Origin of the sequence: Arsukibacterium indicum (assembly GCF_019100565.1) — a bacterium.
In the GTDB taxonomy this organism is placed as follows: Bacteria; Pseudomonadota; Gammaproteobacteria; order Enterobacterales; family Alteromonadaceae; genus Alishewanella; species Alishewanella indicum.
Genome location: NZ_JAHRID010000002.1, coordinates 107,875 through 123,245, shown reverse-complemented (window position 1 = coordinate 123,245; position 15,371 = coordinate 107,875). Strand labels below are relative to the sequence as shown.

Here is a 15,371-nt window from a genome sequence, read left to right as displayed (position 1 = left end):
TAACGACTAAGCTTTGAGAGTATTAGTGATGGAGAGAATATGGATAAAATAAAGCAGGTCGCCATTGTTGGCGGTGTCCACGGTAATGAATTCTCAGGTATCTATTTAATCAAACAATACCAGGCCAGGCCTGAGCTGATTAGCAGAGCCAGCTTCGACTGTCGTTGTGTCTGGGCAAATCCGGAAGCGCATTATGCAAACAAACGATATTTGCACAGTGACTTAAACCGGCAGTTTAAAAATAGTGATTTGGCCAACCCGGCACTGAGCAACTATGAGCAAAGCCGGGCGAAGGTGCTGAATGCTGAACTTGGCCCCAAAGGTGCCGCGAAAACCGATTTGCTGATTGATCTTCACAATACCACCAGCAACATGGGCGCCTGCCTAATACTGACGCAGGCCGGGCCTTTTTATAATCAGTTAGCCGCTTATGTCAAAATGGTTATGCCGGAGGCCATTATTTCCCGGGATGAAGATCATTTCGCTGCTGAGGACCATGCATTAATGTGTACGCTCGGTCGCTATGGGGTATTGGTGGAAGTGGGGCCTCAACCACAATCTGTGCTGCGCCATGATGTATTGGACCTGATGGATCGGATGACCCGGCATATTCTTGATTTTGTTGAGTTGTATAACAATGGCACCTTGCCAGAACTGCCCCGGCAAACTGAAGCTTTCCGTTATTTGTACAGTATTAAACTGCCAATGAATGAACGAGGTGAGCGACTTGGCATGGTACATAAAAATGTTCAGGATAAAGACTATCAGCCGATTAACCCTGGCGACCCAATTTTTATGTTATTTGATGGTACGGAAATTTGTTATGAAGGCGATACGACGGTGTACCCAACTTTTATAAATGAAGCGGCTTATTATGACAATAATCTGGCCATGTCGCTAAATGAAAAAGTGACTATTACACTGGATTAAATAATTAGGTGTTATGTTTTAATTTTGATTTTTTCATGTTATTAATTTGCTATGAGTTTAATGGCGAACCAGGCTGGAGTAGTTTGTATGCCGAAGTTTGTACTTTATTTCTTTTTTATAGCAAGCTGGCTTAACTCTTTAAATTTGGCGTTAGCTGTGCCCATGCAGGCAGAACAGCCGGTGCTGCGCTTGTACACCGAACACAGCCCCCCTGGAGAATATATTGACGCCAGTGGTAATGTTGCCGGGGCAACAGTTGAACTTATTAAGTTACTACTAAGCCGTTTGGACCAGCCTGCAACCATCGAGTTGCTGCCATGGGCCAGGGCGCTGGGTTTAGCCAGAAGCCAGCCCAACAGTGGTATATTCGAAACGGTACGCAATGCCGAACGTGAACCTTATTTTAAATGGGTGGGGCCGTTAAAGGTGCACACCATTGGCTTGTATGGCCGCAGTGATAACTTTGCCGGACAGCAATTTTATACTGGTACCGGTAATAAATATCTGGCATGTGAATATCGTGAGTCGGTGCATGTAAATGCTTTAAAGCGGTTGGGCTTTACCGAAGGACAAAATCTTATTTTGACGGTAAATCATGGTGATTGTTTTACTTTGCTGCTAAAAGGCAGAGTGCAGCTGGTAGTGCTGAATGAGGCAAGTGCCGGCGAGCGAAAATTACAAATGCAGCAGGCAGGCCATCAGTTAGTTATGTTGCAGCCGTTAAGTCAGGTGCGGCTATATCTGGCGTTCTCTCTGGATATTGATGATACCACTATTGGTCGCTGGCAACGGGTGCTGGAACAAAGCTACCTTGACGGCAGTATGAGGGCCCTTTATCAGGGCGTGTATTCTGAGCAGATGATAAGCCGGTTGGAGCAATTCGCCAGTGAGAGGCAAGCACAGTTGCAGTAAGTGGTACTGCAACGTTAAACCAAGCGCTTATGCTTAATGGTTAGCCAGGGCTTTAATTTGTTGTTCGGTTAAGCGATAACCTATCCATTCTGTTTTCGCCTGGGCACCAAGCGCCTGGTAAAATTTAATGGCCGGTTCATTCCAGTCCAGTACACTCCATTCAAAGCGGCCACAGTTATTAGCCGCAGCAATCTTTGCCAGCGCTTTAAAAATTACTTTACCTGCACCGGTGCGCCGGGCTGCCGGCGTAACATATAAATCCTCCAGATAGAGGCCATATTTACCCAGCCAGGTCGAATAGTTATAAAAATAAACAGCAAAGCCAATTGGCTCACCGGCTTTTTCACAAATCAGCGCGTGTGCTTTGGCATCAGCGCTAAACAAGGTTTGGTTAATCAGCTCTACCGAAGTCAGAACTTCATTTTCGGCTTTCTCAAAAATAGCCAGCTCAGTAATAAACTGCAGAATCGTGGCGGCATCATCACTGGTAGCGGCTCTGACCTGAAGTTCTGAAGCTGTTTTATTAGTTAAATCCGTCATGTCTGCTCCGGCTTTTATAGGGTTTCGTATCTGGCTTTCTTCTGAATAAGTTCTATCGCGTAATTGTCCGGATCACGAACAAAAGCAATTTCAGTGGTGCCACCTTTAACAGGGCCGGGTTCACGGCTTATTACACCGCCTTTAGCCCGTATTTTTTCACAGGCCTCATACACATTGTCAACTTCCAGCGCGATATGACCATATGCATTGCCTAAATCATAGCTGCTGGTACCCCAGTTGTAGGTAAGCTCCAGCACGGTATGCTCGCTTTCATCACCATAACCAACAAAAGCTAACGTATACTTATACTCTTTGTTATCTGACTGGCGCAGCAGTTTCATACCCAGTACATCGGTATAAAAGGCAATAGATTTTTCTAAATTACCCACGCGCAGCATGGTATGTAGCATTCGCATACAGACTCCTATTCGGTTTTGTCTTTAAATTCGCACAAATCTTCAATAATACACGACCCACACTTTGGTTTACGGGCAACACAGGTGTAGCGGCCATGCAGAATAAGCCAGTGGTGTACGTCGAGTTTAAATTCGTCCGGCACCACTTTAAGCAATTTGTGCTCTACCTCGTCGACATTTTTACCCGGAGCCAGTTTGGTACGGTTAGATACCCGGAAAATATGGGTGTCTACTGCAATGGTGGGCCAGCCAAAGGCGGTATTCAATACCACATTGGCAGTTTTACGGCCGACACCAGGCAGGGCTTCCAGCGCTTCCCGGTTCTCTGGCACCTCACCATTGTGTTGCTCAACCAGAATACGGCAGGTTTTAATTACGTTTTCGGCTTTGGTATTAAACAAACCGATGGTTTTAACATAATTCTTCACGCCATCAACGCCAAGATCGAGCATGGCCTGGGGTGTGCGGGCCACCGGGAATAAATGCTTAGTGGCTTTGTTTACGCCAACGTCGGTGGCTTGTGCTGATAACAACACGGCAATCAGTAATTCAAATGGCGAGCTGTATTCCAGCTCGGTAGTCGGCTCAGGGTTAGCCGCGCGCAGCCGGCTGAGTATTTCAATTCGCTTTTGTTTGTTCACGTTGCCAGACCTTTCTTACTGCGCTGCGCCAGTGACTCTTGCGCGGGTAATCCCGACCGCCTGATCCTGGCGTTGTTGCAACTTCGCATCTATCAGGTTTTTCAGGGCAATCAGCAGCCCCATGCCAATAAATGCTCCCGGGGGAAGCATCGCCAGTAAAAACTGAGTATCCAGGCTGAATAATTCTATTCTTAGTACTGCTGCCCAGTTACCCAGCAGCAAATCGGCACCATCGAACAGGGTGCCCTGACCTAATATTTCGCGCATAGCGCCCAGTGCCACTAAGACCAGCATAAAGCCCAGGCCCATCATTAAGGCGTCAATGGCCGACGGGATAACTGCGTTTTTAGAGGCGAACGCTTCGGCGCGGCCAATAATGGCACAATTAGTCACGATCAGCGGAATAAAGATGCCCAGAGACTGATATAAGCCGAAGGTAAAAGCGTTCATCAGCAACTGAATGACAGTAACGAAACTGGCAATAATTAACACGAACACAGGGATACGAATTTCCGACGGCACCAGATTTCTTACCAGCGAGACCACAATGTTAGAACCCAGCAGTACCAGCAAGGTGGCAAAGCCCAAGCCTAAAGCGTTGGTTACGGTACCGGTAACGGCCAGTAACGGACACAGACCCAGTAACTGAACAAGCCCGGGGTTATTGCGCCAGAGCCCTTGTACGGTCAGTTCACGCAGTGTATTGGTGTTGTCGCTCATTGGTTTGCTCCACAATTCGCAGGCCGGCTTGCCAGCTCGGGCGTTTGCAATACCAGTAAACCTGCATTGTATATCGCATTTACAACAGCTCGCGGGGTAATGGTTGCCCCGGTAAATTGATCAAACTGACCGCCATCCTTCTTTACTGCCCAGGCTGCCTGGTTATCAGCACTGACTTGCACGCCCTTAACGCTGTCAATCCAGGCGGAACGCCGCCGTTCAATCTTATCGCCAAGGCCCGGTGTCTCCTGATGATTCAGCACCCGACTTCCCAAAACTGTTCCTTCAGGTGTGACTGCAACAATTAAATCAATATTGCCGCTGTAGCCATCAGGTGCCGTTGTTTCAACAACATAGGCGCTGATTTGCTGGCCGTCACGCAACCGGTAAATTGCCTGTGGTGAAGGGCGTCCCAGCAGTGTTTCATTTTTCACTAAAACACAATCAGCCAGTAAGCTTTCGCTGGCGGTGTTTTCAGGTAACACATTATTAAGGACCGCTAATTTATTAGCCAGTTGCTGCTCGGCAATTTTCGGTTGAGTAAGCTGGTTGACCAGACCAAGCAAAGCGACACAGACTATAGCCACTAGCGCCAGCAGCAGGGCATTTTTTGAGATGGGTAGGATCATTTGCCCGTTCCTTTAGCTTTGTGACCATAAGTGCGCGGACGGGTGTAATAGTCGATAAGAGGTACAGCCATGTTGGCCAGCAATACCGCAAAAGCAACGCCATCCGGATAGCCGCCGTATTTACGGATAATAAAAATCATAAAACCAATCAGTGCGCCATACAGTAACCGGCCTTTATTGGTAGTAGAGGCTGAAACCGGGTCGGTTGCAATAAAAAAAGCGGCCAGCATGGTGGCACCGGAAAACAGCTGAAACAGCGGGCTGGGGTTACTGTCGGCGGCAGCCAGCCAGCTGAGGGTACTGAAAATAAATAAGCTGCCCAGCACCGCCAGCGGAATACGCCAACCTATCACGTTAAGTTTTAACAACACTAATCCACCGGCCAGATACGCCAGATTAACCCAAAGCCAGCCAGCGCCGGCAATGCCATAGAAAACTGGCTGTTGCAGGCTCTCTGTTAATGTTTTGCCTGCTGTTAAATCTGTACGTAAGGTGTCCAGCGGTGTTGCCATGGAAATGCCGTCAATACCGGTTTGCAACTGACTGATACTAAAACCACTGCAACTGAACTGGCTGAAAACCGCACATACTGCATCTGACAGGTTCAGACTGTCTGATTGCAGGCTTGCCGGCGGCAACCACTGGGTCATTTGCAGTGGAAAGGCAATAAGCAACATAACGTAAGCTGCCATTGCCGGATTAAACAGGTTATTACCCAGGCCACCATATAGTTGCTTAACAATAACCACCGCGAAAAAGGTACCAATAACAATCAGCCACCAGGGAGCATAAGGCGGTATGGCAATTGCCAGCAGTAAGCCTGTCAGCAGAGCACTGTGATCTTTCAGCGGCGGTAATACCGGTTTTTTCCGCAATTGCATGGTCAGCGCCTCAGCTGCCCAGGCGGTAACAATAGCCAACAGTAGCTGAATTAACACACCATAACCGAACAGCACTGCTTGCACCAGAATACCCGGTAATGCAGCTATTGCGACCAACAGCATCAGATTAGCGGTACTGCGGTTAACTCTGTTGTGTGGCGAGCTGGCAATTTTAAAACTCATGATTTCTCGCTATCAGCTTGTTTTTTAGCTTTGGCCCGGGCAATGGCTGCCGCAATGGCCGCTTTGCGCGGATCAGTAGCGGCTTGCGGAGTTGCCGGCTCAATAGCTTCAGGTTGTTTAGTTTGCTCAGCATCAACTGCTTTTTCCTGCATATCGGCCTGAGCCTGTGCCGCTTTTTTAGCTTTCGCTCTGGCAATAGCCGCCGCAACCGCTGCACTTTTTGCACTTGCCGGGCTCTCTTTCACTGGATCTGCCGGGCTGGAGAGATTGGCAGAGGCCGGGCCAGACTCTGGCGGGGCCTTACTTGTCGCCTTTTCTGCCTGATAAGCGCGTGCCTGTTGTTTTTTAGCTTCCCGCTCGGCAAGTATCTGCTCACGGTCGGCAGGGGCGGTGGTTTGCGCGGCTTGTTTGGCTTTTATCCTGGCAAGTGCCTCTGCCACAGCATTGCTGTTGCTATCAGTTTGCTGCGCCTGTTCCCGAGCTTGTGCCAGTTGCTTATTGCGTGCCATGCGCTCTTGCTTTTCCCGCTCAAGCCGGGCGTTACGAGCCTCAAAACGGGCTTTGGCTTGCTCTGCTTTTACCGCTTCGCGCTGCTGCTCTCTGATATCAGCCTTAGCAACCCGGTAATACTGCACCAAAGGAATTTCGCTAGGGCAGACATAAGCGCAGGCACCGCATTCAATACAGTCAAACAGGTTGTATTCGTCAAGTTTGGCCGGATCTTTGGCTTTGCTGTACCACAACAACTGCTGCGGCAACAGGCTGGCAGGACAAACATCTGCACAGGCACTGCAGCGAATGCAGTCAAGCTCAGGGCCAGCGGCTGGCAACTCATACTGGCTTGGTGCCAGAATGCAATTGGTTGTTTTTATAATGGGAACATCCAGGTTGGGTAATGTAAAGCCCATCATCGGCCCACCCATGATAATTTTCCCGTCGCTCTGATGCTGATAGCCGCAGAATGTCAGTAAATCGCTGACAGGTGTGCCAATTAACGCCCGCACATTCTGCGGCTGACTCAGTGTTTCACCGGTTACTGTTACAACACGCGACAGCAGGGGGTGGTCGTCCAGCACTGCCTGCGCAATGGCATAGGCGGTGCCAACGTTAAGCATGACAATACCAATGTCTATTGGCCGGCGGCCTGCGGGAACTTCTTTACTGGTTAGCAGCTGGATAAGTTGTTTTTCACCACCCGACGGATATTTTGTGGGTACATCACGAACAAAATAATGTTCGCGCTGACTACAGGCGGCTTTAAGCGCTGCGCTGGCAACGGGTTTATCGTCTTCAATACCAATTAATACTGCTTTGGGGTTCAGCAATTTACACAGAATATCAATGCCTTTGACTATGGTAATTGCACCGTCCTGCATTAACGCATCATCAGAACTGATATAAGGCTCGCATTCAACCGCATTAATAATCAGGTAGTCTACCGGCTGGGTCAGGCCGGCTTTTAAATGGGCCGGAAAACCGGCACCGCCCATTCCGGCAATGCCGCTTTCCTGGATCCGTTCAAGAATACTCAGGTTATCACTGGTCGTCAGGTTTAGCGGATACTGCGGGCGCCATTCATCCAGACCATCCGGCTCCAGGGTAATGGTTATATCCGGTAAAGCAGAAGGGTGAGGGCTAATGTGATCGCCAATGTCAATGATAGTGCCGGACGTCGGCGCATGTACCGGCACGGCCATAGAGTTATCAGCACTGGTCAGCGGCTGACCTTTTAATACCCGTTGTCCGCTAGCGACCAGTATGTTGCCGGCCACCCCAATATGCTGTCGCAACGGAATGAACAACCGGTCAGGTAATGGCATTACACCAATAGGCTTCTGTGCTGTCTGTGCTTTACGGGTAGGCGGATGAACACCACCGTGAAAATCCCATAATTTCCCTGCCTGAATTTGCTGAAATAAACTCGGCACCTGTTACTCCACCTGGGTTATCGGAATGGCTTTCAAATCCCATTTCCAGCGCTCTGGCGTTGGGGTTATCGGCAGCATATCAATACAATCAACCGGGCAGGGCTCGACACATAAATCACAACCCGTGCATTCATCGACAATAACGGTATGCATCAGCTTGGACGCACCGACAATCGCGTCTACCGGGCATGCCTGAATACATTTAGTGCAGCCAATACATTCATCTTCACGGATATAAGCCACCCGCTTTATCGCGACGGTCTGGGCAGCGTTTAATGGTTTTGCTTCAACGCCCATTAAATCAGCCAGTTTGCGAATAGTACTGTCGCCACCCGGCGGACACTTATTAATCTCATCGCCATTGGCTACGGCCTCGGCATAGGGCCGACAGCCCGGGTAACCACATTGGCCACATTGGGTTTGCGGTAAAATGTCATCTATTTGTTCTACCAGCGGGTCGCTTTGCACTTTAAAGCGAATGGCCGCAAAACCGAGGACGCCACCAAACAGCAGCGCCAGCCCGCCTAGAATTAACAGTGCAGTAAGCAGACTCATCAGACTTTTACCAAACCGGTAAAGCCCATAAAGGCCAGTGACATTAAACCGGCAGTTATCATGGCAATGGCTGCGCCTTTAAACGGTACCGGCACGTCTGCCGCTGCCAACCGCTCACGCATGGCAGCAAACAAAATTAATACCATCGAGAATCCCACTGCTGCACCAAAGCCATACACTACAGAATTAATAAAGTTATGCCGTTCATTAACGTTTAATAAGGCTACGCCGAGTACAGCACAATTGGTTGTGATAAGAGGTAAAAAAATACCAAGTAAGCGGTACAGGGTAGGGCTGGTTTTATGAACGACCATTTCGGTAAACTGAACTACCACAGCGATAACCAGAATAAAACTTAAAGTACGCAAATACAGCAATTCAAACGGTGCCAGTAAGAAGGTGTCTACCAGATAGCTGCAAATCGAAGCCAGTGTCAGCACAAAGGTGGTAGCCAGGGCCATGCCAATAGCTGTCTCCAGCTTCGAGGAAACGCCCATAAAAGGACACAAACCAAGAAACTTAACCAACACAAAGTTGTTAACTAACACTGTACTGATCAGTAGAAGGAGAAATTCGGTCATAGTTGGGCTTACGTTATTGGGCTCAGACAGCAAACAAGCGGGTATTATGCAATGATGTCAAAGCGGTTACAACCAAACAAACTGTAAGGTTATTGCCGCGGTAGGCGGGTATGTCAGGTTTTTATGGCAGTTAACCGGGCCAACCAGGCAAAGTGGTTAACTGCCAGATAATGTAAGGGTTAAATTGGCGCCGGCTTGCCGACGTAGTACCCTTGGTTACCGTCAATAAATAAAGACTCCAACATGTGTTTCTCTTCCTGAGTTTCAACACTTTCGGCAAATACGCCAACACCAATTCTGTGAGCCAGATCTATCATTAACCGCATAAAGTATTGGTTATTTTTATCTTCATCGATATGCCGTGTATAGCTGCCATCCATTTTGACAAAGTCTGGTTTTAAATCCCGGAAAAACTTAAATGAGGTAATACCAACCCCAAATTTCTCAACGGTGATGCGCGACCCGGCTCGGTGGACCATGTCAATAAAGCGTTTACTGGTTTTCAGGTTTTGTTGCAGACCAAATTCTGATACTTCAAAAATAAGTTTTGCTGCAATATGAGCGTCTTTTAACAACCGCCGTTCCAGCCAGATCACGAACTGATCGTCATGTACACAACGCGGCGACAGATTAAGACCAAAATACTGGTCTTGCAGGTTACGGTTCTTAATAGTGGTTAATGCTGTCTCAATAATTAGCCGGTCCACCGCAATAATTTTATCCAGCTTTTCTGCCATCGCCAGAAATGACGCGGTTGGCAACACCTGATTTTCCTGGGTTTTAAAACGCACAAGAATTTCAGAATAGGCTTTGGCTGAGCGATTTGATGGTTGGATTAGCTGGGTAAGCAGGGAGATGCGATTATTATTCAAGACATCTTCAATCACATTACGCCAGTTCTGATTGCCATAACCACTGCTGGCCATTTCAAGGCCTGCCGAATCTTTTTGTAAGTGCCAGGCATTGGTTTGCTTAGTCTGGGCCAGGCTGATTGACGTATCGGCCACCGCCAGCAGCTCGCCCAGCGCTTTACCACTTTCATAAGTAACCAGGCCGGTGTAAGCAATAGAATCGAGCTCTGCGTTTTTCTGATATTCATTAAAACGACTTTGCAACTGCAAAGCAAAGTTCTCGGCTTCTTTCGGCGTTATTCTGGGCAGTAAAATGCCGAAATCAGAACTATTCAGCCGGAATAATTTGGCGTCTTTATAGGCATCGGCAACTTTACGTACAATATTGGCGACGTCTTTAATATACTGATCACCTTCCTGATAGCCCCGGGTCTGGTTCAGACTCTGCAGCTCAGTACAGCGGGTAATAGCGAAAACACCAAAGTCAGTTTCCTTGGAAACTTTGCAGTGATCCTCATAATACTGAACAAAGCGATTGCGGTTGGGCAGGTCGGTTACCGGATCTTTATAGGCTTCCTCAGCTATCTGATATGCCGCTGTGGTCATTTCGTTATACTGTTTTTTGCTATAGTTCGCCAGCTTTTGTAACGCGACATTAATATCTGAAAACTCTGACGGGATATTATTCCAGTTAGGCTCTGCTTTTTGCGGGTCCTGAATAAAGCCGTCGATCAGCTGGTTAACAGCCTTTGATGTTTTGCGGTAACTGCGGCTAAGGCTGCTTTTGGTAATAATAACAGTAAGCCAGCCAATAACAAAAGGCGCTAAAAGTAATACAAAGCCAAGTTGTTGTAACGGTGCCAGCAGTGGTCGGTGATTAAGCTGATAAGTCAGCTGGATACCATGCTCTTCATTACGTAATAAAACCGGCCTGAACTGACTGCCAGCGGTTTGCAGGGCCCACATTGCGACAGTAGTTGATGTGCGGGCATTATTTTGCTCATGTAAAACCGTGCCATCCAGCTGACTAATCCGCAGACTCTGCAATTCAAAGCTTCGGTCTAATTGCCGGCTCAGAACTTTTGCATCGCCTGACAGGTGATGTTCTAAAATTTGCTCAATGGTATTACGCGCATTCCGTTCGCGAATTTCCACTAGTTTCTGGCTGTATATCACCAGTGCTGACACCGTAACTGCTGCCAGTATCATTGCGGTAAGTAACTGCGCAACCAATAAGGATTTTAGTATTTTCATAAGCCCTGACCACCAAACATAATGTGCTTCCTTGTCTAACGCTTAATATAGTTTAGCTAAAAAGAATAGAAAGCTAATTAAATCAAAAAAATAACTAGAAAGGAATAAATAACGACAGATAGCAGGAAAAACAGCTGAGACGCGATTTTTTGGCTCCCCAAGTTGGACTCGAACCAACGACCTACGGATTAACAGTCCGCCGCTCTAACCAGCTGAGCTATTGGGGAAAAGTGGCACAGTTGTTGACGCTATTGGCTCCCCAAGTTGGACTCGAACCAACGACCTACGGATTAACAGTCCGCCGCTCTAACCAGCTGAGCTATTGGGGAAAAGTGGCACAGTTGTTGACGCTATTGGCTCCCCAAGTTGGACTCGAACCAACGACCTACGGATTAACAGTCCGCCGCTCTAACCAGCTGAGCTATTGGGGAACAGCATTCAACGGGGCGCAATACTAATGCCAGCTATGGACACTGTCAACACTTTGCTGCGGAGTTTTAGCGCTGTTGGGTTTACTTGCATATTGTTTAAGCAAATAATGGTTTTTTTGAATAGACGACAACATTGTTGAAGCGAAATTTTTAGCTACAGATATGAATTCTGACGTTCCGTAATTGCTGCCAGGCCAGTAGTTACGGGCGTCTGTAAAGTTACCCACAGAAGCTGTGGATAAGTCTGTGTGTTATTCTGTATTTGGCGTGGCTAAGCCTTGTGTTATGGGCCTTACAAGGTGGTCAAGTAACTAATGAAAAAAAATAAAGTTAAATAAAAACAGTATGTTACATAAAATGCAGATTGAAGGCATTTCCCTTTAAACTCTCCAAGGTGGCATAAAATAAGCAGGGGCTGAATTGTGAACTATTTGTCGCATGTGGGCGTTTATTCTGAACAATTAAAACGAATACCTCGCTTTTTAAGGCTTTACCATGGTATGGAACCCTGCTTTTAACTACAATAGCGGCCTATTCTCTAGCAGGCAGGATGTATGAGTAACCAGGCGCCGCCAGCCAATCAGATTTTACAGGGCGATATCGGTAGCACACTTCGCAGTATGACAGTGCCGGTTCTGGCCGGAATGTTAACGCTGATGACTTTCAATCTTGTCGACACCTTTTTTATCAGCATGCTGGGCACTTCGCCGCTGGCGGCGATCAGTTTTACCTTTCCGGTTACGTTTACGGTAATCAGTCTGGCTATTGGTCTTAGCATTGGCACCTCGGCGATTATCGCCAAAGCGCTGGGCGCCGGCCATAATAAAGAAGCTCAGGCTGATTCACTTGCTGCTTTGTGGCTGGCTACCTATCTGGTGCTGGCATTAAGTTTACTGGGGATGGCGCTGATTAATCCGATGTTCCGCTTACTTGGCGCCGGTGACGCAACTCTCGGCTATATTCACGATTATATGTTGATTTGGTTTGCCGGTTCAGTATTGTTGGTGATGCCGATGGTTGGCAATGCTGTGCTCAGAGCATCCGGTGATACCAAGACTCCTAGCTTAATTATGGCGTCAGGCGGGGTTGTAAACGCCATATTAGACCCGCTGTTTATTTTTGGTTATGGCCCGGTGCCGGCGATGGGGATGCAAGGCGCTGCATTAGCCTCGGTGCTGTCATGGGCACTGGGCTGTGGTCTTATCCTCTGGCTTTTGTATAAACGTGGTTTGCTGATAGCCTGCTGGCAACCATTTGCAGTTGCTCTACCTATATATCGCAAAATTTTGCGTATCGGAATACCGGCAGCCGGGGCCAATATGCTGACGCCGCTGGCCATGGCTATTTTAACGGCTATTATGGCCAGCTACGGGGCGGCCGCTGTAGCGGCATTTGGTGTTGGTGCCAGGCTGGAGAGTCTGGCATCATTGGTGGTGTTGGCACTATCGATGACCCTGCCACCATTTATCAGTCAGAATTTCGGTGCTGATAAGTTGTCAAGGGTGCAGCAGGCTTACCGGTTGACAACCTTTTTTATTATTCGCTGGCAGTTTGCCATATATCTATTGCTGGCTGCACTGGCCTGGCCAATTGCATCCATGTTTACCGACGATCAGGATGTAGCGCGCTATATTCGCTGGTTTTTGTGGATAGTCCCCCTCGCGTATGGCTTGCAGGGCATCACCATCCTGACTAACTCGTCTTTTAATGCGCTGCATTTGCCGGTTAATGCGCTTTTGCTCAGTTTAATCCGGCTTTTTGTATTTTATGTGCCTCTGGCCTGGGCTGGCGGTAAATTATTTGGAGTAATTGGTGTTTTCGCCGGTTGTGTTGTCGCCAATGTGTTTACTGCCGCTATTGCCTTTAATTGGTTTAACCGGGTCAGATTATTTGAATTAAAGGAGTCAGCATGACCCGTCTATTTGAACTGGTGTCGGATTACCAACCCGCTGGCGATCAACCTGAGGCTATCAGGAAATTGGTCGAGGGGCTTGATGCCGGACTGGCGCATCAGACCCTGTTAGGGGTTACCGGTTCAGGCAAAACCTTTACCATGGCCAATGTTATAGCCCGGGTAAACCGGCCAACCCTTATTATGGCGCACAATAAAACCCTGGCTGCTCAGCTATATGGCGAAATGAAGGAGTTTTTTCCAAACAACTCCGTAGAGTATTTCGTGTCGTACTACGACTACTATCAGCCAGAGGCTTACGTGCCATCAACCGACACCTTTATCGAAAAAGACGCCTCTATCAATGAGCACATTGAGCAAATGCGGCTGTCGGCCACTAAAGCACTGATGGAGCGCCGTGATGTAGTTATCATCGCCTCGGTGTCGGCCATTTATGGTTTGGGCGATCCTGAGTCTTATATGAAAATGTTGCTGCATTTAAAAGTGGGCGACATTGTTGATCAACGCTTTATCCTGCGCCGGCTGGCGGAGCTGCAATACAGCCGCAATGATATTGAGTTTCAGCGGGCGACATACCGGGTGCGTGGTGATGTTATTGATATTTTTCCGGCAGAGTCAGATGAACTGGCGGTTAGGGTAGAGCTGTTTGACGAGGAAATTGAACGGATAAGTATTTTCGACCCGTTAACCGGCGCGATTGAGCAGGTCGTGACCCGCTATACTATTTATCCGAAAACCCACTATGTTACCCCGCGTGAAAAAATTCTGGCGGCGGTTGAGAATATTAAGACGGAGCTGGCCGGGCGCCGGGCAGACTTACTAAGTGAAAATAAATTACTGGAAGAGCAACGTATAGCCCAGCGCACCCAGTTTGATATCGAGATGATGGTTGAGCTCGGTTACTGTTCCGGCATTGAGAACTACTCACGTTATTTGTCGGGCCGGGCTAACGGAGAGCCGCCACCAACCCTGCTTGATTATTTTCCGGCAGATGGCCTGATGTTTATTGATGAGTCTCATGTCACGGTATCGCAAATTGGTGCCATGTATAAAGGAGACCGCTCGCGCAAGGAAAACCTGGTTAACTATGGTTTCAGGCTGCCTTCGGCACTGGACAACCGGCCGTTAAAATTTGATGAGTTTGAGGCGATTGCGCCGCAACGGGTCTATGTTTCAGCAACCCCGGCAAAGTATGAGCTGGAAAAGTCTGGTGGTGAAGTGATAGAACAGGTAGTCAGGCCCACCGGTTTGGTTGACCCGGTGATTGAAATAAGACCGGTTGCAACGCAGGTTGATGATTTAATGTCAGAAGCGCTGGCCCGTGCCAAACTGAGTGAGCGGGTGCTGGTTACCACTCTTACCAAAAAAATGGCAGAAGATTTAACTGAATATCTGAACGATCACCAGATCAGGGTACGTTATCTGCACTCAGATATTGATACGGTGGAGCGGATGGAGATTATCCGCGATTTACGCCTTGGTGTATTTGATGTATTAGTTGGCATTAACCTGCTGCGGGAAGGACTGGATATTCCTGAGGTATCGCTGGTGGCGATTCTGGACGCAGATAAAGAAGGTTTTCTGCGCTCAGACCGCTCACTGATCCAGACTATCGGCCGGGCCGCCCGGAACCTTAAAGGCAAAGCTATTTTGTATGCAGATCGGATCACCGGCTCAATGCAGCGGGCGATTGATGAAACAGAGCGGCGCCGGGCGAAACAAATTGCCCACAATTTAAAACAGGGTATTGAGCCAGCGGCTATCCGTAAGAAAATTTCTGATGTGATGGATTTAGGCCAGGCACCAACTGCACCGACTGCACTGCGTAAAGTGGCGGAGCAGGTAAAACTGATTAAAGGAAAAACGCCTTATCAGTTGCAGGCTGAAATTAAGCAACTGGAACATAAAATGCTGCAACATGCCAAAGATCTGGAGTTTGAGCAGGCTGCTGCTATAAGGGATGAAGTGCAACAACTGAAACAGGCCTTACTGGAAATGTGAGTTACT

Annotated in this window: 14 protein-coding genes and 3 tRNA genes; 4 read left to right on the top strand and 13 right to left on the bottom strand. The window is 48.1% G+C overall.

Annotated features, from left to right (window positions below; translation table 11 throughout):
- Positions 1-39 precede the first annotated feature (39 nt).
- Complete coding sequence (locus KQY15_RS05110; RefSeq protein WP_217667881.1) at positions 40-930, top strand: aspartoacylase; 891 nt, start codon at positions 40-42, stop codon at positions 928-930.
- A gap of 87 nt (positions 931-1,017) precedes the next feature.
- The gene (locus KQY15_RS05105) at positions 1,018-1,842 is read left to right on the top strand and encodes a substrate-binding periplasmic protein (RefSeq protein WP_217667879.1); all 825 of its coding nucleotides are present in this window, start codon (positions 1,018-1,020) and stop codon (positions 1,840-1,842) included.
- Positions 1,843-1,875: 33 nt separating this feature from the next.
- Here the strand turns inward: KQY15_RS05105 and KQY15_RS05100 are convergent, their stop codons facing one another.
- The 13 genes from KQY15_RS05100 to KQY15_RS05040 form a co-directional block, all read right to left on the bottom strand.
- Positions 1,876-2,382, bottom strand: a complete 507-nt coding sequence (locus tag KQY15_RS05100) for a GNAT family N-acetyltransferase (protein WP_217667877.1) — start codon at positions 2,380-2,382, stop codon at positions 1,876-1,878.
- A gap of 14 nt (positions 2,383-2,396) precedes the next feature.
- Positions 2,397-2,798: a lactoylglutathione lyase gene (gene gloA, locus KQY15_RS05095; protein ID WP_217667875.1), complete on the bottom strand. Its 402-nt coding sequence runs from the start codon at positions 2,796-2,798 to the stop codon at positions 2,397-2,399.
- 8 nt (positions 2,799-2,806) lie between these two features.
- A complete protein-coding gene (gene nth / locus KQY15_RS05090) occupies positions 2,807-3,439 on the bottom strand; it encodes an endonuclease III (RefSeq protein ID WP_217667873.1) in 633 nt (210 codons plus the stop codon).
- Positions 3,440-3,454: 15 nt separating this feature from the next.
- Positions 3,455-4,159: an electron transport complex subunit E gene (locus KQY15_RS05085; RefSeq protein WP_217667871.1), complete on the bottom strand. Its 705-nt coding sequence runs from the start codon at positions 4,157-4,159 to the stop codon at positions 3,455-3,457.
- The gene (gene rsxG / locus KQY15_RS05080; RefSeq protein ID WP_217667869.1) at positions 4,156-4,788 is read right to left on the bottom strand and encodes an electron transport complex subunit RsxG; all 633 of its coding nucleotides are present in this window, start codon (positions 4,786-4,788) and stop codon (positions 4,156-4,158) included. The genes KQY15_RS05085 and rsxG overlap by 4 nt, the downstream gene beginning before the upstream one ends.
- A complete protein-coding gene (gene rsxD / locus KQY15_RS05075) occupies positions 4,785-5,852 on the bottom strand; it encodes an electron transport complex subunit RsxD (protein WP_217667867.1) in 1,068 nt (355 codons plus the stop codon). Before rsxD ends, rsxG begins: the two co-directional genes overlap by 4 nt.
- Positions 5,849-7,780, bottom strand: coding sequence for an electron transport complex subunit RsxC (gene rsxC, locus KQY15_RS05070; RefSeq protein WP_217667865.1), 1,932 nt, complete (start codon positions 7,778-7,780; stop codon positions 5,849-5,851). The genes rsxD and rsxC overlap by 4 nt, the downstream gene beginning before the upstream one ends.
- Before the next feature lie 3 nt (positions 7,781-7,783).
- Positions 7,784-8,335, bottom strand: a complete 552-nt coding sequence (gene rsxB, locus KQY15_RS05065; protein ID WP_217667863.1) for an electron transport complex subunit RsxB — start codon at positions 8,333-8,335, stop codon at positions 7,784-7,786.
- Positions 8,335-8,916, bottom strand: coding sequence for an electron transport complex subunit RsxA (gene rsxA, locus KQY15_RS05060; protein ID WP_217667861.1), 582 nt, complete (start codon positions 8,914-8,916; stop codon positions 8,335-8,337). The genes rsxB and rsxA overlap by 1 nt, the downstream gene beginning before the upstream one ends.
- A gap of 179 nt (positions 8,917-9,095) precedes the next feature.
- Positions 9,096-11,021: an EAL domain-containing protein gene (locus tag KQY15_RS05055; protein ID WP_217667859.1), complete on the bottom strand. Its 1,926-nt coding sequence runs from the start codon at positions 11,019-11,021 to the stop codon at positions 9,096-9,098.
- 150 nt (positions 11,022-11,171) lie between these two features.
- Positions 11,172-11,248: transfer RNA gene (locus KQY15_RS05050), tRNA-Asn, on the bottom strand.
- 25 nt (positions 11,249-11,273) lie between these two features.
- A tRNA-Asn gene (locus KQY15_RS05045) sits at positions 11,274-11,350 on the bottom strand.
- 25 nt (positions 11,351-11,375) lie between these two features.
- Positions 11,376-11,452: transfer RNA gene (locus KQY15_RS05040), tRNA-Asn, on the bottom strand.
- A gap of 554 nt (positions 11,453-12,006) precedes the next feature.
- Between KQY15_RS05040 and KQY15_RS05035 the strand changes: the two genes are divergently transcribed.
- Both KQY15_RS05035 and uvrB read left to right on the top strand, forming a co-directional pair.
- Positions 12,007-13,365, top strand: coding sequence for an MATE family efflux transporter (locus tag KQY15_RS05035; protein ID WP_217667857.1), 1,359 nt, complete (start codon positions 12,007-12,009; stop codon positions 13,363-13,365).
- Positions 13,362-15,365: an excinuclease ABC subunit UvrB gene (gene uvrB / locus KQY15_RS05030; protein ID WP_217667855.1), complete on the top strand. Its 2,004-nt coding sequence runs from the start codon at positions 13,362-13,364 to the stop codon at positions 15,363-15,365. Before KQY15_RS05035 ends, uvrB begins: the two co-directional genes overlap by 4 nt.
- Positions 15,366-15,371 lie beyond the last annotated feature (6 nt).